Origin of the sequence: Paenibacillus sp. Dod16 (genome assembly GCF_049893405.1) — a bacterium.
Taxonomy (GTDB): domain Bacteria; phylum Bacillota; class Bacilli; order Paenibacillales; family Paenibacillaceae; genus Paenibacillus_AQ.
On the sequence record NZ_JBNDYG010000005.1, the window covers coordinates 175,460 to 195,849 of the forward strand.

General features: G+C 49.2%; 23 protein-coding genes and 1 other annotated feature. Of the genes, 2 read left to right on the forward strand and 21 right to left on the reverse strand.

Going from position 1 to position 20,390, the window contains the following annotated elements:
• Positions 1-2: 2 nt before the first annotated feature.
• From cmk to ACPV3A_RS05610, 8 genes are all read right to left on the reverse strand, one after another.
• On the reverse strand, positions 3-581 hold the full coding sequence (cmk, locus tag ACPV3A_RS05575) for a (d)CMP kinase (protein ID WP_426198417.1): 579 nt from the start codon (positions 579-581) through the stop codon (positions 3-5).
• Positions 582-757: 176 nt separating this feature from the next.
• Positions 758-1,045: a DUF5359 family protein gene (locus tag ACPV3A_RS05580; RefSeq protein ID WP_194541923.1), complete on the reverse strand. Its 288-nt coding sequence runs from the start codon at positions 1,043-1,045 to the stop codon at positions 758-760.
• 64 nt (positions 1,046-1,109) lie between these two features.
• Positions 1,110-1,772, reverse strand: coding sequence for a flagellar brake protein (locus ACPV3A_RS05585; RefSeq protein ID WP_233354810.1), 663 nt, complete (start codon positions 1,770-1,772; stop codon positions 1,110-1,112).
• Between the two features lie 201 nt (positions 1,773-1,973).
• On the reverse strand, positions 1,974-3,323 hold the full coding sequence (ypeB, locus tag ACPV3A_RS05590; protein WP_220685888.1) for a germination protein YpeB: 1,350 nt from the start codon (positions 3,321-3,323) through the stop codon (positions 1,974-1,976).
• Between the two features lie 89 nt (positions 3,324-3,412).
• The gene (locus ACPV3A_RS05595; RefSeq protein WP_181469710.1) at positions 3,413-3,559 is read right to left on the reverse strand and encodes a hypothetical protein; all 147 of its coding nucleotides are present in this window, start codon (positions 3,557-3,559) and stop codon (positions 3,413-3,415) included.
• Positions 3,560-3,632: 73 nt separating this feature from the next.
• Positions 3,633-4,328: a glutamic-type intramembrane protease PrsW gene (prsW, locus tag ACPV3A_RS05600; RefSeq protein WP_194545126.1), complete on the reverse strand. Its 696-nt coding sequence runs from the start codon at positions 4,326-4,328 to the stop codon at positions 3,633-3,635.
• 57 nt (positions 4,329-4,385) lie between these two features.
• Entirely contained in the window at positions 4,386-4,997 is a 612-nt protein-coding gene (locus ACPV3A_RS05605) for a genetic competence negative regulator (RefSeq protein WP_194541921.1), read from the reverse strand.
• Positions 4,998-5,198: 201 nt separating this feature from the next.
• Positions 5,199-5,573, reverse strand: coding sequence for a hypothetical protein (locus tag ACPV3A_RS05610; RefSeq protein ID WP_194541920.1), 375 nt, complete (start codon positions 5,571-5,573; stop codon positions 5,199-5,201).
• A gap of 93 nt (positions 5,574-5,666) precedes the next feature.
• On the opposite strand from ACPV3A_RS05610, the gene ACPV3A_RS05615 reads away from it, so the two are divergent.
• Complete coding sequence (locus tag ACPV3A_RS05615; protein WP_220685889.1) at positions 5,667-6,578, forward strand: polysaccharide deacetylase family protein; 912 nt, start codon at positions 5,667-5,669, stop codon at positions 6,576-6,578.
• A 51-nt stretch (positions 6,579-6,629) separates the two neighbouring features.
• Here ACPV3A_RS05615 and ACPV3A_RS05620 read toward each other — a convergent pair whose 3' ends face one another.
• The 3 genes from ACPV3A_RS05620 to ACPV3A_RS05630 are packed head-to-tail and all read right to left on the reverse strand — an operon-like array spanning position 6,630 to position 8,441.
• The gene (locus ACPV3A_RS05620; protein WP_220685890.1) at positions 6,630-7,448 is read right to left on the reverse strand and encodes a metallophosphoesterase; all 819 of its coding nucleotides are present in this window, start codon (positions 7,446-7,448) and stop codon (positions 6,630-6,632) included.
• Entirely contained in the window at positions 7,445-7,855 is a 411-nt protein-coding gene (locus ACPV3A_RS05625; protein WP_220685891.1) for a hypothetical protein, read from the reverse strand. Before ACPV3A_RS05625 ends, ACPV3A_RS05620 begins: the two co-directional genes overlap by 4 nt.
• On the reverse strand, positions 7,842-8,441 hold the full coding sequence (locus tag ACPV3A_RS05630; RefSeq protein WP_071223912.1) for a CPBP family intramembrane glutamic endopeptidase: 600 nt from the start codon (positions 8,439-8,441) through the stop codon (positions 7,842-7,844). The genes ACPV3A_RS05625 and ACPV3A_RS05630 overlap by 14 nt, the downstream gene beginning before the upstream one ends.
• Before the next feature lie 226 nt (positions 8,442-8,667).
• Positions 8,668-8,898: a binding site (T-box leader), on the forward strand.
• A gap of 191 nt (positions 8,899-9,089) precedes the next feature.
• On the opposite strand from ACPV3A_RS05630, the gene serA reads away from it, so the two are divergent.
• Positions 9,090-10,682, forward strand: a complete 1,593-nt coding sequence (serA, locus tag ACPV3A_RS05635) for a phosphoglycerate dehydrogenase (protein WP_071223911.1) — start codon at positions 9,090-9,092, stop codon at positions 10,680-10,682.
• A gap of 125 nt (positions 10,683-10,807) precedes the next feature.
• Here the strand turns inward: serA and ACPV3A_RS05640 are convergent, their stop codons facing one another.
• The 10 genes from ACPV3A_RS05640 to ACPV3A_RS05685 form a co-directional block, all read right to left on the reverse strand.
• Positions 10,808-12,241: a HAMP domain-containing sensor histidine kinase gene (locus ACPV3A_RS05640; RefSeq protein WP_220685892.1), complete on the reverse strand. Its 1,434-nt coding sequence runs from the start codon at positions 12,239-12,241 to the stop codon at positions 10,808-10,810.
• A 1-nt stretch (position 12,242) separates the two neighbouring features.
• Positions 12,243-12,959, reverse strand: coding sequence for a response regulator transcription factor (locus ACPV3A_RS05645; protein ID WP_009595176.1), 717 nt, complete (start codon positions 12,957-12,959; stop codon positions 12,243-12,245).
• A gap of 101 nt (positions 12,960-13,060) precedes the next feature.
• Positions 13,061-14,314 carry a c-type cytochrome biogenesis protein CcsB gene (ccsB, locus tag ACPV3A_RS05650; RefSeq protein ID WP_426198418.1) on the reverse strand — a complete coding sequence of 418 codons (1,254 nt, stop codon included), beginning with the start codon at positions 14,312-14,314 and terminating at the stop codon, positions 13,061-13,063.
• Positions 14,301-16,004 (reverse strand): cytochrome c biogenesis protein ResB, encoded by a 1,704-nt coding sequence (resB, locus tag ACPV3A_RS05655; RefSeq protein ID WP_426198419.1) that lies wholly within the window; start codon positions 16,002-16,004, stop codon positions 14,301-14,303. The genes ccsB and resB overlap by 14 nt, the downstream gene beginning before the upstream one ends.
• Positions 16,001-16,528 carry a redoxin domain-containing protein gene (locus ACPV3A_RS05660; protein WP_071223907.1) on the reverse strand — a complete coding sequence of 176 codons (528 nt, stop codon included), beginning with the start codon at positions 16,526-16,528 and terminating at the stop codon, positions 16,001-16,003. The genes resB and ACPV3A_RS05660 overlap by 4 nt, the downstream gene beginning before the upstream one ends.
• 125 nt (positions 16,529-16,653) lie before the next feature.
• On the reverse strand, positions 16,654-17,409 hold the full coding sequence (locus ACPV3A_RS05665) for a pseudouridine synthase (RefSeq protein WP_426198420.1): 756 nt from the start codon (positions 17,407-17,409) through the stop codon (positions 16,654-16,656).
• A gap of 21 nt (positions 17,410-17,430) precedes the next feature.
• Positions 17,431-17,769, reverse strand: coding sequence for an N-acetylmuramoyl-L-alanine amidase (locus ACPV3A_RS05670; protein ID WP_220685895.1), 339 nt, complete (start codon positions 17,767-17,769; stop codon positions 17,431-17,433).
• Between the two features lie 126 nt (positions 17,770-17,895).
• A complete protein-coding gene (locus tag ACPV3A_RS05675) occupies positions 17,896-18,429 on the reverse strand; it encodes a spore maturation protein (protein ID WP_071223904.1) in 534 nt (177 codons plus the stop codon).
• 6 nt (positions 18,430-18,435) lie between these two features.
• Positions 18,436-19,068, reverse strand: a complete 633-nt coding sequence (locus tag ACPV3A_RS05680; RefSeq protein ID WP_426198421.1) for a nucleoside recognition domain-containing protein — start codon at positions 19,066-19,068, stop codon at positions 18,436-18,438.
• A 63-nt stretch (positions 19,069-19,131) separates the two neighbouring features.
• On the reverse strand, positions 19,132-20,313 hold the full coding sequence (locus tag ACPV3A_RS05685) for a D-alanyl-D-alanine carboxypeptidase family protein (RefSeq protein WP_220685897.1): 1,182 nt from the start codon (positions 20,311-20,313) through the stop codon (positions 19,132-19,134).
• Between the last annotated feature and the right edge of the window lie 77 nt (positions 20,314-20,390).

Consider the following 20,390-nt stretch of genomic DNA (forward strand, 5'->3'; position numbering starts at 1 on the left):
ACTTAAGTTTCGCAATATGAAAGAATTGCCTCCACAACCTGATTGATATCCATATGTGTCGTATCCAGTATGATGGCATCCTCTGCGCATCGGAGGGGCGACACTTCACGTTCCTGGTCAAGCCTGTCACGTTCTGCGATATCTCTTTCCAGTTGTTCCAGCGATATGCCTTCATCACTCAACTCATTGAAGCGGCGGAGAGCTCGTTCCTTGACACTGGCCGTCATGAAAATCTTCACCTCAGCATCCGGCAAAACGGTTGTGCCGATGTCACGTCCATCCATGACAACGCCCTTATCTTCCGCCATTTGCTGCTGTAAACGGACAAGCTTTATCCGCAAACCCTCGATTCGTGCATATTGGGATACCACTGCACTAACCTGATGTGAACGAATATACGGCGTGACGTCTTCCCCGTTCAGCCAGACCATTTGACCATTTTCATGCGGTTTTAATTCAATCACCATATTTTGTGCATGTTGAAGCACTTTTTCGGGATTTTCTGGAGAAATCCCTTGGTTCAGCATGAACCAGGTGACTGCCCTGTACATGGCTCCGGTATCCACGTAGATGTTAACCAACGGGGCATTCCTCCTCAAACATCTACCTCGAAATCGAAAGGGCTTACCATCCGTTGCGGACGGGATCACCGTTTCTCTAGTGAAAATATATAAGACAGCGCAGATGAAACTAAGGCGTAATCTTATATTTCAAGAAAAAAGCAGGCGCCCGCCTGCGACGTGAAAATTATACCACACTAGCTAGAGTGATGCAAAAGAGAAGGGGTGTTTTCCCCCATCCAATCGTTTACATTTGGCTCGTTAACGGGAACACCCTCCATCTGCTGAATTGGCGAGATATAGGGCCGGCTAGGCTCATAATGCAATAGGAGCTGGGTGATCACCAAAGCAAGCACTAGTCCGATTAGCAGCTTAAGCAGCATGTGCCCGTAGCGGTCATGCAGGGCTTGTCCCTGCTCGGATTCCTTAACTTCCAGTCCTGTTTTTTCGAGCAGTTGGTCGTGATCGTTTACGACTTCTGACATGGCTGACAGTTCCTCCCGCACAAAATTTTCGGATAGTGTGCCACCGGCTTGTCCCTTTTATGCATTAACGGTTGCGAAAATCAAATTGTCTCTCAAAACAATAACGAATCAGCTTCTGGCGTTCCATATCTGCAATCTGATTAAACTTCAGCATAACGATGCTTCGGTTGGTTGGGAGCTCCTTCACCCTTACAACCTCGCCTTCAAACGGGACATGCTCCACGGATCCGTTCTTAAACGGGATGAGGATCCAGCAAGACAATATACTCCCTTCCGCAAACGTTTGATCCGGCTGCAGATGAAAGGATACGCCACCGCCGCCAACATCGTCGGTTTTGGCTAAAAACTGGCCGCCGTCTTTGGTCATAACGGCTACCTCGAGCTCGGCTTGCACCCGTAGGAAGCTTCTTCTCTGCACCTTCGTAATTTGATCCTGCTCCGGCTTCTTGATGCGAACCAGACGGATAATATCCTCATGGTGGCTAAGGACGTGGGAATTGAAGAAATTCTTGACTCCGCCTTCCGTTAAAAAAAATGCGGACAGCTCGTCCCCGATATACAGCTTTTTCAGCTTGCCCGTCCCTTCCTGCAGCGGAACCTCCATATACATCGATTCGTCATCCATGTCGGAAATGCGGGATTTATAAACAATATTAGCTTCCTTCTCATCCCCCGTATCCAACTGGATATAGAGGACATCGTTAATCTTTGGATACAATGCGCTCACCCACTAATTCATCATAATCATTATGTTCCATTATATCACGGGATCCCACGGCCCATAGGACAAAATCTTCAAATCAAGGTCGATTCATGTCCATCCTCGGGAACTCGGGACTCTCCACCTTGCTTTTAGTTACTTCATCCAAACAAAAAAAGCCGGTTCAGGAAATCTCCTGAACCCGGCTTGCATCATACAGTGCTTTACTTATTTAATTCCTGACTGTGCATCCTTCACGACCTCGACCGTTTCCTCAAGACCGGTATCCGAGTTAATGTAAATCCGATACTGGGCTCCATTAATCCGCCCGCCGAATTCATAACACAGAGTATCCTCGGAGCGGTCGTTTTTGATTAAGGCTTTACGGTGATAGAGCACTTTATACTCAGGATTCAAGACCTTCTCCGCTTCGGCAAGACTAAGTTTCGGCTGCGGGATTTCTCGCTTGATCTGATGCTCGTATACAAAGTCGCTGGCCTGGAATCCAATGACATCCCCATTGTCCATAGCCGAACGAACCGTGATTTTCTCAGGATAAATCAGCACGCCATCCTCTTCACGAACAAAGGAAAAGTTAGCCAGGTTGTCATATTGGTCCGCCGAAACCACCGTCATGTCGGAATAGCCTTTTTTCGTCAGAAATTGCTGGGCTTTGTCGATTGCAGTTTGAACGGACGCTTGCTTGGCACCCACATTCCGCTCATCCGTATAGGAGATCAGCTGGCCGCCTTTTTCGGTAAAGTCCATGCTGAGCATATGACCATTCGGATGCTGTACCTTTGCTGTATACGATACCCACTCGGTGCCGTTTCCGTTCTTCGTCACTTGCACTTTGGCATCATTGCCTACATCCGAGAACTTCAGCGCTTTGCGTTTCACATCCTCTTCCGATATCGGCATGCCTGCCAATTGCTTCACGGAGCGGCGGTTATAGATGCTGCTTACCGATGGTCCCCAGTCAAGCTCAGGGTAGGACTCCACCTTCTTATCCACCGTTTTGAAGCCGTCAATAATGGAATTATCTTCGACTTTATTGGTAGCCAGTGCCGTCTCTACATCCATCCAGCGCAAACTGTTTGTGATAACCTTGTTTTGCACATGCTGCAAATCCTTCGTGATTTCGCCGGAGTTGGCGTACAAGGATTTCAACGTTTTGACCTCATTCTCACTGAGCGGCTCCTTCGTTAAATCACGCACACCTGTTTTGTAAGCAAAATTAGAAATTCGGGAAAGGAACTCTTCGGTCTTGTTGAAGGGAAGGAGCGTAAGCGGCAGCTGGCTGATCTCATTTTGAGCCTCGCTGGTTAGGCGCCATACATTCATCAAGCCCTTGCGATGCATCCCTTGGGAGGTAGAGCTCACCGCGAGCGTATTGCCGAGCTCGGCATGAATCCTGTCCATATTGTACGACAAGTCATGGAATGCCCGTTGGTATTGGTTCTCGGCATTAATCAATATGGCGTTTTTCTCTTTATTCTCTTGATAACCCCACACCAAAGCCCCGATCAATAAAATTGTGGCCACAGGAAACAGGATAGCGCTTAATCGTTTGTACATGATGCGATAGTCTCCTTTCTTCTACTCACTGCCGTTAGTTTGACTAGAAGAAAGAAGTCTTATGCATTTCTGTATAATTCCTTCATCCCTCAGAAATCTTCCTCAATCTCGAAGTGATCGCGGTTGTTGCACAGACACTGCTTAAATCCGGTTTCGATCCGGCCCTGTTCCTTTTTTCCCCGCAGCACAAAACGTTCACCGCAATCTTTGCAAAGAATTTTCACTTTTACACGCAAAAAAAGACACCTCCCTTTCTATGATTCCCTGGCTGTCAGCCGAGGTCTATAGAATGAAGTGTGCCCTGATTTGTTAAGTGTTAACCTCTTCCTCCCGCTTAATGAATCGGAAAGGAGAACGGTTGTTAGCTCTAGAGATTTTGCCCATGCCGCCATACCATAGCAGCACCATAAGCGGTACGATGAACCATACCCATGTGTGGGTCAGCAGACTCAGAATCAGGTCGTACAAACCATGCCACATCCAAGGCAGGAACAAGGATAGAACGAGGAAGAACCTTCTTCGTTTTCCTTCCGTGAATCTCGCATGTCCCATGTAGTATCCCATGATGACGCCAAACATCGCGTGTCCCGATACGGGCAGCAGTGCCCGCAGGAACATCGGTCCAAAGGCTGCCTGGCTGTACCAAGCGTAAAGCAAATTCTCTACCGTAGCAAATCCAAGCGATATCGCCACTGCATAAAGGATGCCGTCATAAGGCTCGTCAAATTCCGTATGGTTAAAAATAATATGATACATTACGAACCATTTCAGAAATTCCTCAACACCCGCCGAAACGAGCAATGAGTTGACTACCGGATTGTCGCCAAGCCATAGTATCATTCCCCGCTGCAAAATCATAACCGGGAAAACGATCAGAACCCCTAACATGAACACCTTGATCACCATGTGCAGGGGCTCTTGATCATACCTATCTTTCAGGTAAAAATACGTGAGCAATGCGATTCCCGGCGCCAAAGCTGACGCAATTACCGAGAACACCAGCACTAAAATTCCCCTTCCGTTAGTTGCGGGCCTGAAGTCCGGCACGCACGCCCACCTTAATTATTGCTGACGCTGGAAGTGTGTACAGATAACCTCAATCGCGTGCTGAGGCATTACTTTCTTACCGTATTCATCCAGCATAGCCTCCGTTACTGAAGAGGATTCACCGAATTCAGCCAGCATTGCAATAACCGCCGGCAGCTTCTCGCTATCCAATTCCTCAGGATCGAAGTACAAAAACCATTTATCCATATAGTGATAGAGCTTACCCGCTCCGCCTACAAGGTCCTTCAACATATGCGATGCTTCAATGAGCACTTCAAAATCCTGAAAAACATAGACGATAGTATCACTTTGATCCAGCGTTACTTCCATTTCATAAATCTCGTCCGGCATATCTTCTTCGGACAAGCCGCCGAAATGATGATCGTATTTCCCTCTCGTCACAATAACCACCATGCCCTGGGCAGGCAGTGCAAACACCTCAACGGCAAGAGGTCCGGTGGCATCAAATCCGAGCTCACTGTATGCCTGATCCATCATCTCCGTAAACAGGTCATAAACTTTCGGTATTTCCTGCCACATCTCTTCCTTCTGGATCCCACGCTCACTCAGATCGTCAAACGTGAGGAAAATCCGTATCTTATCTTGACTCAAACGCTCTATTTTCATGACAGGATCCTCCTTACGTAAACAAAAGTTTATAACAAATTATGATGTCTGGATTATGACGTGATAAAAATGGTTTTATATAATTGATTTTATCATTTAATACCCACAAATGCACGTAAATATGTAACTGAAGAAAAAAGAATCATTCACAGGGATTCGTGTGGCCGGTCCCCGAGAATGATTCAAAATGGTTCATGCCGTTTACAAACCCGGTATGACGGTGTGGGTTTCTTTCAAAATCTGTTCGACTTCGTTCTTGACATCAGGGTTGTTTCGGATAAAATCCTTGACTTGCTTCAGGTTGGCAGCCTTCGAATGAGTCGATGTCTGTACCCCTGCAGTTCCATTGGAATGAGTGGAATCATGTCGGCCTGAACTGGGAGACACGCTTTCTTGGCTCGAGCCGGAATACTGCTGGCTCTTCGTGCCCTGAATTTTACTCATCGCGGTATCCGCGAATCGACCAAGATTCGCATCTTTCATCATTGAGGAGAAGAACCTGCTGTTATTACGGGAAATCATCCGGCATGCAACGGCGCCGATAATGACACCATATAGAAATGACGAAGTCTTCACAAATGATACCTCCTTCTATGATAAACTCGAGATTATTGTTCTCGCACCGCCAGGAACTCATGCTACATAAATACAGGAAAGTGAGATGGAATCATGGTTAGAACACGAACAGTACTTCTGCTGGCTTGCTGCCTTATGCTCAGCGCTTGCGGCAACAACGGAGTTGATCAGAAGCAAGGCACGGCCACGGAAGTCGGTAATGACAGAGCAACGCAGCAAAATGAAACCTCTGGACAGGCGTCCGCTCCGAAAGTAGGTACCGACAAGTCAACCGACAGGGACAAGCCTGAAGCCGAGCCTGAAGTAGATACTCCCGCGGACCCATCGGATGAAGCTGTCAAGAGTCCCGATGCCGAGGCGCCGACTGAACCGAAGTATCACATGAATAAGGTGTATCGCATCGTCCCCAATGATGATACCGTACCCGAAAAAGTGGTGCTGCTCACATTTGACGACGGTCCCAAGGAAGAAAAAATGATCAGCCAAATGATCGATACGCTCGACAAACATAACGCCAAAGCGATTTTCTTCGTGAATGGATACCGCGCAAAGGAACATCCTGAACTGCTGAAGCTGATCCATGACCGCGGTCAAATCATTGGGAATCATTCCTGGGACCATATCGACCTGAAAAAAGAAAATAAACAGACGGTAAAGAAACAGATCGGCGATGTGCAGCAAATCGTCAAGGAAGCGACCGGATCGGAACCGAAGTTTTTCCGTCCTCCGTTCGGCTCAGGCGGAGATATCGTCAAGGAAGTTGCCCTTAGTCATGACCTGCTGTTCATGACCTGGTCCAACGGTTCGCTGGATTGGGAAAGCAAAAGCAAAAACAAGCCCGAAGCCGTAGTCAGCAATGTGCTCGAGCAGCTTCACCCCGGCAGCAACATTCTGATGCACGAGCTTCCGTGGACCGTAGAGGCCCTCGATACCTTACTTACCAAGCTTGAAGCCAAAGGATATGGCTTCGTGGATCCGCGACAAATCGAACCTAAAATAAGATAATCCGGGAAAACACAAAAACCTTAATTCTGCCGTCACCATCTGACGGTCGAATTAAGGTTTTTTGCGTAATGTAATCACATGGTATTCTGCGGGACATTGCAAGCGCAGCGGGATATGGGAAGTACCGAATCCCCGGCTGATCAGCATCCTGGAAGAATGTTCGGTTTCGCCCGTCTTTCTCGGCAGTGCATACCATCCGGATTTAAACTTCTTGTAGAAGCGCGTCAGACGAACGGCTCCGGCCAACGGCAGCACGATCTGTCCCCCATGGGTATGTCCTGCAAGCACCAGATCCCCATGCACCACATCCTTGTCCTTGATCCATATCGGATCATGCACCAGAATGATGTGATACTGGTCTTCGGCTGCATTCCCCCGAAATCTTGTGTAAGGGTGTTTCCGGCTGGCTGGCTGCCTTACACCGCTGAGAACAATTAACTCGTTACTCCGTTGTAACGTAACGGTCTTGTCATTCAGCAGCATAACGCCGCTCTCCCGCAACGCTTTACGGACAGCGTCCTTACCTGCATTGAGATCATGATTCCCCAGGACGGCATAGACGGGTGCGATACGGACCAGCACCGACATGTTATGCCTCAACCGCTGAAGGGGCACTCCTCTTTCCGTGATATCTCCGCCAAGCAGTACGCAATCCACCGATGAAAGATTGGATAATAGCTTCTCTTCTGACAATTGTCTGCGATGTATATCGGTGATGAACAATATCCGAAACCCGTCAAACGAGTGAGGGATACGTTCGGATACGACTTCTTCCTCACGCACCCGATAGCCCCTGGCCTCAGCCCTCATCCAGCCGATAGCGCCTGCACCGAGTGCCGCAGCACCTGCTATCCACATCAACACACTCATAATAACTCCTTTAACAATTCCTTTAATGGAGGTGCTCCGATAAGTCCCCACCACAGAAGACCTACCATTAACAATATGAAAATGACGATCAATGAGTTCACAAACCATTTGCTCATTCTTACGCGGTACGAGGAATATGTATTCGTGCGTTTAGGAGCAGACGCTTCTTCCTCTGTTTGACGCTGACGTGACCGGGTCGATCTCGAACGGCTCAAGCCGTCCGCTGTTGTGCTGCTCTGGGGCTTTTGCTCCACGGAGCTTGCTCGGGGTGGCGATTTAGATCGACTCCGCGTTTCATCCGCTTGTTGCGGCTTCGCTGCCGTTCTTTTTTCTGATTGAGCCGTTGACTTGTTTTTGCGGCTTTTATTTCGGCTCTGATGTCGCTGCATTCTACTAAGTTCGTTCATGTTCCTCTTTCCTCCGAAACCGAATCAACATTCCTGATATGAAATCAATCAGAAAATGGCACAGGATTGGTGCCCAAATGGTACCCGTTTGAATATAGACGTAGCCCAGACCGTAACTGCTTAGGAAAACCCACCCGGTTGGAAGCCAATGCTTTAAATATCTGACATGAATAAGCGCGAACAAAATACTTGTCCAGTACGGTCCGAACGCATGCTGGATAGCTCCTCGAAACAATAACTCCTCGCAGATGGATACAACCAAAGCTATAACAAAAATATGCCAAACCGGCCTTTTTCGGAAGAGCATTTCATTGATTCCGCCATCGTCCATACTATCCTCTGATACAAACCGGGATAAAACAAAATCCACTACCAGCATGGCGGCAGCAAGTCCGAGCCCCCAATAAACGAACTCGATATCCTTCGGAATGACAAAGAGCCCAAACGGATTCCTCTGCTGAAACAGGATCCAGATCAACCCTGCAATAAGTGTCAATGCTTGGGTAAGATACAGATTAATAAGCAGCAGCCGATCGTTTAATTGGTGGGCTTCGATTCTTTTTACGCGTATTTTAAATTTTTTCATAGAAGATGGGCCTGTCTTTCATCTTGATTTTTAAGATTATCATCGAATACAACCATAGTAATTTCAGAATCATTGAATCATAGGCGGGCATATGCATCATAGCAAATTAACGGCATGACATTCAAGGCTATCCCTTGTTTCTTCCCCTACTTTAAGGCCTATGAGCGAAATAAACACCTATTGACACAATGTTAGAGCCATGATACATTATGAAAAAATTAATCTGTGAAAACCGATGATGGAAAAGAGATGCTGTAACGTCCTCAGAGAGCCGATGGTTGGTGTAAATCGGTGGCGTAAAAGTATTCTTGAGCGTTCCTGAGATATTTCGCTGAAACTTGGAGTAGGCGCAAATCGGATGATATCCGTTACCAATCATGGTCTGAACAGACCGCTTGAGGCTGCCGCAACATGGCAGCGAATAAGGGTGGCACCACGAATAACTCTCGTCCCTTACTACAGAGGTAGTATGCGGATTGGGAGTTTTTTTATGTTCCTGTCTCTTTGCCACGACACCGCGTCAAACCTGTATAGACCTCTTGCAGCTTTATTGGAATCTTTGGTGTATAACGGAATACGCCCCGCGTAATCCTTATTCAATATTGCAGTACCGCATTTTATAGAGGATTTTAAGGAGGAAGAGAAACCATGTTTAAAGTATTGGTATCGGATCCGATCAGTGATTTGGGGATCCAGCAGTTAATGGATGCCGCCGATGTGCAGGTAGACAAAAAAACCGGGCTCAACGAGGATGAGCTCACTGCCATTATCGGTGAATACGACGGACTCCTCGTACGGAGTCAGACACGTGTGACAGAACGCATTATGAATGCAGGAACCAATCTCAAGGTTGTCGGCCGTGCTGGCGTTGGCGTTGACAACATTGATCTTGAGGCTGCTACGAAGCGCGGGATCGTTGTTATCAATGCGCCAGACGGTAACACCATTACAACAGCAGAGCATACGTTTGCCATGATGATTGCCCTCGCCCGTCACATCCCTCAGGCCTATGCCAAAACGGTGGGCGGATCCTGGGACCGCAAATCCTTCCTCGGCGTTGAGCTTCGTAACAAAACGCTGGGAGTCATGGGAATGGGCCGAATCGGCAGCGAGGTGGCTAAACGCGCCAAGGCTTTCGGCATGAACATTCTTGCTTTCGATCCGTTCCTGACGGAAGAGCGTGCGGACAAACTGGGCGTGACACTCTCCTCGGTGGATAACATTATCCGCAGCGCAGACTTCATTACCGTCCATACTCCGCTTACGCCGGAAACCCGCCATATGATCGCAAGACCGCAATTCGAAGTGATGAAGCGCGGCATGCGGATCGTGAACTGCGCCCGCGGCGGCATCATCGACGAACGCGCCCTTGTGGAAGCGATCGATGAAGGCATCGTTGCCGGAGCCGCATTTGACGTATTCGAACATGAGCCACCTGAAAGCGATCATCCATTCCTGAACCATCCAAAGGTTATCGTGACCCCGCATTTGGGTGCATCTACCGTTGAAGCTCAGGAGAACGTTGCGATTGACGTGTCGGAACAAGTGCTTCATATCCTGCGCAACGAGCCGTTTAAAAATGCGGTCAACTTCCCGCTTGTAGCGGCCAGCGTAATGAACAAGCTGCAGCCTTACTTCTCGCTCGGCGAGAAATTGGGTAGTGTAGCGGCTCAGATCACCGCACACGCGGTGAAGGAGATTCACGTTGACTATGCAGGCGAGCTGGCTGAAGTCGATACGCAGGCCCTTACCCGATACATCGTGAAGGGTGTGCTGGAACGCCATCTCGGAAGCGAAGTGAATATCGTAAACTCCATGCATTTGGCAAAAAGCCGTGATCTTCACGTCGTTGTGTCCCAGACACCAAAAACCAAAGACTTCACCAACCTCGTTACCGTTACGCTTAAAACGCAAAACGGTTTGGAGCGAATTGTCGCAGGTACACTCCTGCTGGGTTACGGCGAACGGATTGTCCGTCTGGATAAATTCCCGGTCGATATCTCTCCGGAAGGTCATCTGATTCTGATCTCCCATAACGACAAACCGGGCATTATTGGTCGTGTCGGAACCCTGCTCGGCGAGAACGATGTCAATATCGCCTCCATGCAGGTTGGACGTAAAGTCATCGGCGGTGAAGCCATCATGCTTCTGACGGTCGATAAAGACGTTCCTAAAGACGTTCTGGTCAAGCTTGCCGGGCTGTCGGAACTGAACACCGCGCAGCAAATCGCGCTGGGCTAAATCCAGGCCAGATATAAGTCATAAAGAGGTTAATCATTGTTCCACGTAGAACAAGATTAACCCCTTTATTTCAACAAAAAAACACGCTCCTTGCGAGCGTGTTTTGTCTTTTGCGGAGACATTCCCTAAGATTCTGCCGATTTTGTAGGAATGATCATCGTAAACACCGTTCCTTCGCCTACTTCACTTGTTGCGTTAATCGTGCCATGATGCGCTGTCACGATATTTTTCACGATGGCGAGGCCTATGCCGGTTCCCACCGTCTCCCCCCGCACACGCGCTTTGTCGGCCTTGTAGAATCGCTCAAAAACAAAAGGCAGATCTTCAGGCGGAATACCGACGCCTTGGTCGCTAATCTTCACCTGGAGCGCCTCTGTATTCGATACGGTAATCCGATCGGCAATGATTCGGATCTGCTTGCCTGAAGGCGTATGACGAAAAGCATTGTCCAGCAGATTGGTCAGCACCTGTTCAAGCTTATCTTCATCCGCTGCTTCGAGCAGAAGATTCGGGTGAAGTTTGTTGAGCTGAAGATCAATATCGCGTTCCTTGGCACGAACGGTGAACTTCCGGTATACCCTTTCACACAATTCACCTGCATCCATCTCCCGCAGGGACAACTCTGCGTGCCCTGCTTCCATACGTGTTAAATCAAGCAGATCCTTCACCAGCCGGCCCATCCGCAGGGATTCCTCATGAATCACCTGTATCAGCTCCCTGCTCTCCTCCGGTGAAGCCGCCATCCCGTCAAGCAGCGCTTCACTGTAGCCCTGCATCATGGACAGCGGCGTCCGGATTTCATGCGACACGTTGGCAATGAAATCCGTACGCATCTTTTCCAGCGTGACCTGCTCGGTAATATCTCTTAATACAACAACGGCGCCGCGGATCACTTCATCCGAATATAAGGGAGCCATATGTGCTGACCAAATTCCCTGCTTCACATGCAGGTCAGCGCTTTGGTCCTTCCCTTCGTTCACGGTGGCATAATAGAGCTCACTGAGCGGTTTCGGCATGACATCGGCCGCCCAGCCTCCGCCCTGCAGCTCATCATCCCACTCCAGCCCTTTCCAGGTTTTCATGATTTCCTGCCCTGGCGGGTTCACCAGAATGACCTGACCGTGATTATCAAAAGTAATCACCGCGTCGCTCATGCTTCTCAGCACACTGGACAGATGCTCCTTCTCATGGTTCAAGTTGCGGATATTCGTTTCCAGCTCTGCTGCCATATGGTTGAACGTATTGGCCAGCTCGCCAATCTCGTCACTGGTCACAAGATTTAGCCGAGTGCCATATTTCCCTTTACGGATGTCATTGGCGGCCTCAATGAGCTGCTGCATGGGCTGGGTAATCTTCGTTAACAGAAACAACCCGAAAAAGGTGGTCATCGAAAAACCGATAATGGCTACATAAGTAAATAAACGTTTGATGGCATCCGAATTCGCAAACGTGGTATCGATATAGGGGAGCAAAAATAATCCGAGCGTCAGCAGCACGCACGCGACTAAACAGGTTATCGTAATCCACAGCTTGCCGACGAGTGATCTCCAGAAACTCACGTTACTTCGGGACCTCCAGCTTGTAGCCTACTCCCCATACGGTAGTAATCATCGCTGCGGACTCTGCGGATACCTTATTTAACTTCTCGCGCAGCCGCTTCACGTGAGTATCGACTGTGCGAAGATCGCCGAAAAATTCATAATTCCATACGTCCTTAAGCAGTTCTTCCCGGGAGAATACTTTGTCCGGGGACGAGGCCAGGTAGTGCAGAAGCTCATACTCCTTCGGCGTCAAACTGATTTCATGCCCGCCGGCCGTCACGCGGTGAGCATCATGTTCAATGATCAAATGCGGGAAAACAATGCTGTTGCTTGGGTTTGGTTCCTTGCTCAAATAGGCCGTAGCGGATGAGCGGCGCAAAATCGCCTTCACGCGGTAGATCACCTCGCGCGGGCTGAACGGCTTCACAACATAATCGTCGGCTCCCACTTCAAATCCCTGTACGCGGTTTATCTCCTCACCCTTGGCAGTCAGCATGAGAATGGGGGTAGACTTCACCTGGCGGAGACGGGTGCACACTTCGACGCCGTCCATGCCGGGCAGCATGACGTCCAGAATAACGAGCCCGTAATCTTCCGAGCTTGCTTTGCGAAGTGCAGTTTCTCCATCTTCCGCCTCTTCGATTTCATAACCTTCCTTCTCCAAATACATTTTTAACAAGCGGCGAATCCGTTCTTCATCATCAACAACAAGAATACGATTTCCGTGCTCTGACATTGGCGGCCAACTCCTTCATTTTTATAGGGAAAATCAGAAGTGGCCCTCTTGGTTAAGAAAGGGCCCTTCTGATTGATCATTCACTGCTATTCTATTGACAATTAATCGGTTCCCGCATAGGAATGCAGACCCGCGATAATCAAGTTGACGCCGACCAGCGTAAACATGACCACGATAAAGCCGATAACGGACAGCCAGGACGAGTGTTTCCCCTGCCAGCCGCGCGATAGCCGTAGATGAAGGTACACGCTGTAGAACAACCATGTAATAAGCGCCCACACTTCCTTCGGATCCCAGCCCCAGAACCGGCCCCATGCAATTTCTGCCCAGATCATGGCGAATATGAGACCACCCAGCGTAAATACCGGGAAACCAATCGCAATGGCGCGATAGCTGATTTCATCCAGATCGTCCGGATCTAATCTATTCAGTGCAGGCTGAATGAATTTTGCCAGCGGCTTACGCAGAATCAGGCGGAGCAATCCGTACAGGATCACCCCCGTGATCAGCGACCATATCACCGTATTCAGCTTACGCCCCGCATTCACGCCGTGCATCCAGGACGGAGCTTCCATGAGTGGAGATTTCATGCCCAAGAAGGACTGCATGCTCTCCGTCTCGCTTTTATAAGGTGCAACAAGCGGTGGCATGTTATATTCCACTTTTACTATTGTACTATTTTCTGTCTTCGGGTCAACCAAAGTCTGGTTAAACTCAGCCTGATATCCGCTTGCACGGAAGCTGTACACCGACAAAATAAATCCGATCAGTATCACGATGGCAAACATGCAGAGTTCAAGCCAGCGCTGTTCTTTGCGTGCGCCCTTGTCTGTCCCGCTAAAGTTAACGGTACGGAGCAGGTGCATTAAGCCGGCAATAAAACCGACCGCAAAAAATGCATCGCCCAGCGCAGCCAAGGTTACGTGAATCCCCAGCCAATAAGACTGAAGCGATGGAATCAGCGGCTGCACCTCCTGCGGAAACACGGCTGCATATGCCATGATCAGAATCGCCAGCGGAAGGGCAAACAATCCGAGCAGCGATTTTTTGTAGATAAAATAAAGTACGAGGAAGGCAATCATGATTGCCATCGACAAGAAGGTCATAAACTCATACATATTGCTGACAGGCACATGACCAGAGCCCGCCCATCTCGTAAAGAAGTAAAGCAGATGTCCGATCAAACCGATCGATGCCGTAACAAATGCGATCTTCCCCCATTTAGCCAAATGGGCTTCAGGGTCCCGCTTGCGGAACCGTCGTCCCATAACGGCAAGTGCATACATGATAAATGCCGCACAGTACAAGGTAAAGGCAACGATAAATGCGTTGCCGCTAAAATCAATTAGATTCATCCTTAGTCCCCCTGTTATTCTCCAATGACTTTTCATCGACTTCGATATTCATTTGCTTGAGGATCGCGGAGACCTCCTTGCGAATCCCAAACCAGTTCTTGTTCGTATGTGCGCCAAGTGTCAGCGTTCCGTTATCAATACGCAGCCAGATCCGGCGATGGGTGAAATAAAAGCCCATGATCAGGCCGAGCATACCGATAAAACAACCAATCCAAATGAACGGCATGGCTTTATCCACACGAATATTCAGATAAGTCGTAGATTCCGAAAAGTCCACATCGTCCATGCTGAGAACATCCAGTTGTACGAGCGCTTCCCCACCCGCCAGCTGTGCATTGATCGCTTCCTGGTTAAAGCGTTCCTTATCGATCTGCTTCGGGAAGTAGAAATATTGAATGCCTTCCTTCGGCAGTTCAGGTCCCTTAATCAGAAATAAGAATGCAGGCGCATTCGGGTTAGGTGACAGATTTACCGGCTTGCCGTTATCGCCAAGTCCAAAATCGGTAAAGGATTGTGTAAGCGTTAACGTATATTCTCCCGCCTGATACTCTCTTTGAGGATCGTCGATCGACAATGTAATTTTGCCGTATTCCTTCCCGCTCTTACTGTCAACCAGCACCGGCGAAACCGAACGGAGAATCGGGGTCAGATCATAATCGAATTGATAAGCTTTTAACCCTTTGTAATTGAGTGGATGATTCACCTCGATGTTATGACGCGTCACTTCCACGAGCTCGGGCTCTTTACCGAGATCGTCACAATTGGCCTCGCACATATACAGAATCGCCTGCGTTTGGAACTCCTTCGGCAGTACTTTATTCTTGCCTTTAAATTCCTCCGGCATATCGTCCTCGGTATAGAACTCCACCTTAAAGCCATCGTTCAATAAATAATAACTCGTGTTCTTGATGCGCACAGGCTCATCTTGAGGGAAGGCCATGTGCTCGTCCATATGCAGTCCAGGAAGATTCCGTCCAAGAACGGCAAGCAGGAAAATAATCAGGCCGATATGAAGAACATAGGGGCCCCAGCGGCTGAACCGCTGCTTCTCCGCCAGTAGGGTTCCGCCATCCGTTCGCACGCGGTAGCCCTTTTTCTTAATGATCGGTTTCACCCGTTCAACCCAGTCAGCACCTTCCTCTTCGACTTGTCCTTGGTATACCACCTTTTGGCGGGTAAGGAAGGACATATGCTTCGGAATCCGCTGTCTGCTTAGCGCTTTGTACAGTGGAAGGACCCGGTCCAGACTGCAAATGACAAGCGATGCGCCGATCATGACAAGCAGCAGCACGAACCACCATGACGTGTATGTATGAGACAGCCCGAGCAAGTAATAAATATGCCCCAGCTGCCCGTACTCCTCTTTGTAATAGACCGAGGGGTCAATATTAAGGAATGTGCTTTCCTGCGGGAAGATGGTCCCTAACGAGGAGCCAATCAGTGTAAGCAATATCAGATATATTGCTACTTTTACCGAAGAAAAGAAATTCCATACCCGATCGATAATACCGGGATTTTCTTTCTGTGATCGACGAGCAACGCCGTCATACCGCATTTCCAGAATCGGCTGGGCCTCTGCTTCCTCGGTCAGCGGCTTGCCGCATGCCTCGCAGAGGACCGTCCCCGTTGGATTCTGGTGTCCGCAATCACACTTCGAATTCTGGATCAACGGCTTGGAACCTTGACTCATTTCGCATTCACCAACTGTTCAATTTGTTTGTCAAGGGTGTTCAAATCCAGTTCGCCTATACGGATATGATCAATTTTGCCAGAGGCCGTAACAAAAAAGGTGGTCGGCATCGGGCCAACCCCGAAGCTGGCAACAGCATCCCGTTTAGGATCCATCAGTATGGGGAACTTCACGCCGGTTTGAGCAACAAAATTCTCAACGGTCATTTTGTTCTCGCCCACATTAATTCCGATGATCTCAACGCCTTGACTGCTCCATTTCTCCCACTGGGCTTGAAGAGCCGGCATTTCCCGCACGCATGGCGGACAGTAGGTGCCCCAGAAATTAATCACCCTGGCCTTGCCTTCGTATTCGCTCATGGTATGTACGCTGCCATCCATGCCTAGAAGTTCAAAGTCCGCTGCCTTTTGACCCACTTTGGGAACCTTATCAGAGCCGAATACAACAGTTGCAACGGCGTAAACTCCGACCAGGATGATGGCAAGCAGAATCACAATCTGTACGCTTTTCTTTGATTTGCCCATAAAGCAGCAGCTTCCTTTCTATGACATTCATCATATCGTTTACTACGGGTGTGAACATCCTATGAACAATTATAACGAATTTTGTCATAAACGCCGCTCGCCATTTTGAATATTATGTGTCGGGTTTAACGTTTTCTCTTCGGTTTCCCGCCCGGCTTAGCGGCTTTCGCCATATGCAAAAGCTGGTTGATTTCATCCGCTGTCAAATGGCGGTACAAACCTCGTTTTAAATTTTGCAGCAGCAGATCTCCATAAGATATCCGCTTCAAACGCGTTACCGGATGGGAAATCGCTTCGAACATTCTTCTCACTTGACGGTTTCGGCCTTCATGGATGGTAATCGATATGACGGATTGTTTATTATCCGGGTCCACATCCTTATATTCCACTTCGGCAGGAGACGTCATTCCGTCCTCCAGCATGATCCCTTGGCGAAGCTTGTCCAGCTCGGTGCCATGAGGCACCCCTTTCACGGTAGCCAAGTATGTTTTGGGGACATGATATTTAGGGTGGCTGAGCAGATTGGCAAACTCGCCGTCATTGGTTAGCAGCAGGAGTCCTTCCGTATCGTAGTCCAAACGTCCAATCGGATATACCCGCTCTTTGATGCCCTTAAGATAATCCGATACAATTTTTCGGCCTTCGGGATCAGAAGCGCTTGTAATAACTCCCTTCGGCTTGTTCAGCATAATGTATACCTTTTTCTCATTCTTAATCGGTTTGCCTGAAACCGTAATGATATCCTGAGCTGGATCGGCCTTCGTGCCGAGTTCGGTAACGGTCTCTCCGTTTACCTGCACCTTGCCTTCAAGAATCAATTCCTCGCACTTGCGGCGGGAAGCGACTCCGGCCTGTGCCATAATTTTCTGTAATCTCTCCATGTTCGTTAGGTCACCTCATTCCTAATGATAACCATCGACAGGATAAATCACAAGCGCGTTCCATGGAAAATGTGTCCCAGGGCAGGAGTCGGAGTGAGGAAACAAGTATAACGGGGAAATATCATGGAGTCTGGATAGCTCCAAAATGATTTTACTGGCGGTAAACAGCTGTGTTTTCTGGTCCAGCGACATGGACTCGTAGCCGGTATTAAAGTCGCCCTCCAGACAGATGTGAATCTGGCCCGGGTGAACCAGCACGGATGAAGAAGAAACCGAGCCGTCCGGATGGATTTTAAAATCCCAGTTCCGCGGTTCCCGCTCGCACACGGTATGATGAATAACAAAACCCTCGAATTCCATTTCATCACCCCTACTACAATTTGTAATTGCAGCAGTATATGACGCGAGGGAATCGAGGGTATGGGCACACGTCCCGTTACATACAAAAAACGCTCCGTCTTACTCAGACCGTCCGAATGATCTCAATTAACCGAACACCAGCAGGCAGACGGCGATCGCCGCAATAAAACCGATCACATCAGAGAACAGCCCCACCTTCAGCGCATACCGGCCATTGCGGATTCCGACGGCGCCAAAGTAGACGGTCAGCACGTACAAAGTCGTATCCGTGCTTCCTTGTATGGTCGAAGCGATTCGGCCAATCATGGAATCCGGACCGTATGCCCGGATCAGTTCCGTTGTATAAGCGAGAGAGCCTGTACCTGTCAGCGGCCTGAGAATTCCCAAAGGCAAAATCTCGCTCGGCACGCCTAGCGATTGCAGAAAGGGGCCCGTCCACCCCACAAAAAACTCCAGCGCGCCGGAAGACCGGAACACGCTAATGGCGACCATCATGCCCACCAAGTGCGGGATGATCCCAATCGCCGTGGAGAAGCCGTCCTTGGCTCCATCCACAAACGATTCATATACAGGCACTTTGCGGGTATAAGCATAAAGCGGAATGAATGCGATAATAATGGGAATAGACCAGGCGGAAACGAGATTAATCCATGACAGCAAGATTCATCACCCCTTCACATCCGGGTTCAGGCTTGTACCGACTCTCGGCGGCTTCTGGCGGCGTATCGTCCTTCTTCGATACCATCGGTCAGCCATAATGGCGGCCGCCGTCGCAATCGCAGTGGCCAAAAGCGTGGTCCCAACGATTTCCGAAGGATTAGCGGACTCATAATTCAGCCTGATCGCGATTAGGGTTGTCGGTATGAGCGTAATGCTGGCCGTATTTAATGCCAGCAGGGTACACATCGCCGGAGACGCTGTTTCTTTATCCGGGTTTAACTTCTGCAGCTCCTGCATCGCCTTAATCCCCATCGGAGTCGCCGCATTCCCCAGACCGAACAAATTGGCGCTCATGTTGGACAATATATAACCCATAGCGGGATGATTCTTCGGTACATCCGGGAACAGGAAGCGGACAACCGGGCCCAGCAGCTTGGCAACCTTCTTCAGCAGGCCCGCGTCCTCTGCCAGGCGCATCATGCCTAGCCAGAATACCAGTATGCTGATGAGACCGAAGGAGACGGTTACTCCCGTCTGGGCTCCGTCAAATGCGGCTTTTGTAACACTTTCGATGTTCCCGTTAACTGCAGCAAAGATAAAGCCGATCAGTATCATCCCCATCCAAATCAAATTGATCATCTCTTCGCCCCCGTTTGCTGCCTCGCTCGCGTGAGAATACACGATCTCTTTAGCGAAGGCTAGTTATGATTTGGCCCTGAACAGATGCCTTAGCACTTCTCCTGCAGACTGCCAAAGCGACAACGAACCGATGGGTCCGGATGTGCTTCTGGACTTCTGCAAAACCTCAGGGACTTCAGGTAACTTGCTTCCTTCGGCATAGACCGGAACTTTGCCGATGCTGACATTATCGAGCAGCAGTTCAATATGACCCCGGAGCCCGAAAGACAAGTCGGGTGTGCTCGCTTTATGCAGGACCAGCCTCTTCACCAGGCGCGCTTCCTCATCATGCGCGAACGCATACGTAAAGGAACTGCCCGTGACCAGTGGATAGCCCTGGATCTTCTGCCCTTTCTCCGTAACCTTTTTCAGTGGAAAATGGTTAAATCCGTAATCCAGCATCTTGGAATGATCATTCCAATCGTTGCCGTCATTCAGCGTAACCGCCGCAATCTGCTGACCGTTTCGGGTGGCAGAGCTTACCAGGCAGCGGAATGCTTTTTTGGTGTAACCGGTTTTGACGCCGTCCGCCCCCTCGTAGAAACGAAGCATCTTGTTTTTGTTATCCCATTTGTAGTCCCACGCTTCGTTCGGATTCGGTGCTTTCTTGGTCGGCGTTTTGACAATCTCGCTAAAGACAGGGTTCTTGAGAGCATAAGCCGTCAGTTTGGCAACGTCATTAGCGGAAGAATAATGATCATCATGATCCAAACCATGAGGATTCATAAAATGCGAGTTCGTCAAACCGAGTCCGGCCGCCTTCTCGTTCATCAGCAGCACAAAGCCTTCTTCCGTCCCCCCGACATGCTCGGCAATGGCCGTCGCAGCGTCGTTGCCTGATCGCAGCATTAAGCCGTACAGCAGATTCTCAAGTGTCATCTCCTCACCTAGCTTCAGGAAGAGAGAGGAGCCCTCTTTGGCAAACGCATTCTTGGAGACCTTAACGCGATCGTCCAGCTTGCCGTGTTCAATCGCCACAATGGCTGTCATGATCTTGGTCAGGCTTGCGATTCTTAAACGCTCGTCCCCGTTTTTACTGTAGAGCATTCTACCGGAAGTGACATCAATCAGTGCAGCTGCCTGCGCATGGTTGGCGGGGCCATTCTCATGATCTGCATGCACGGGGACAGCCGTGACCAGCAAGCAGCTTATGGCAATCAGCATGGATAACAAAGACTTGCAGTTCGTCCATTTCATTTTCATCATTTTATCCTCCGGTGTTCAGAAATCTTGTACAAGTATATGTCGTCCGCGCTAAAGGTATGTCCATTTCATAATTATCG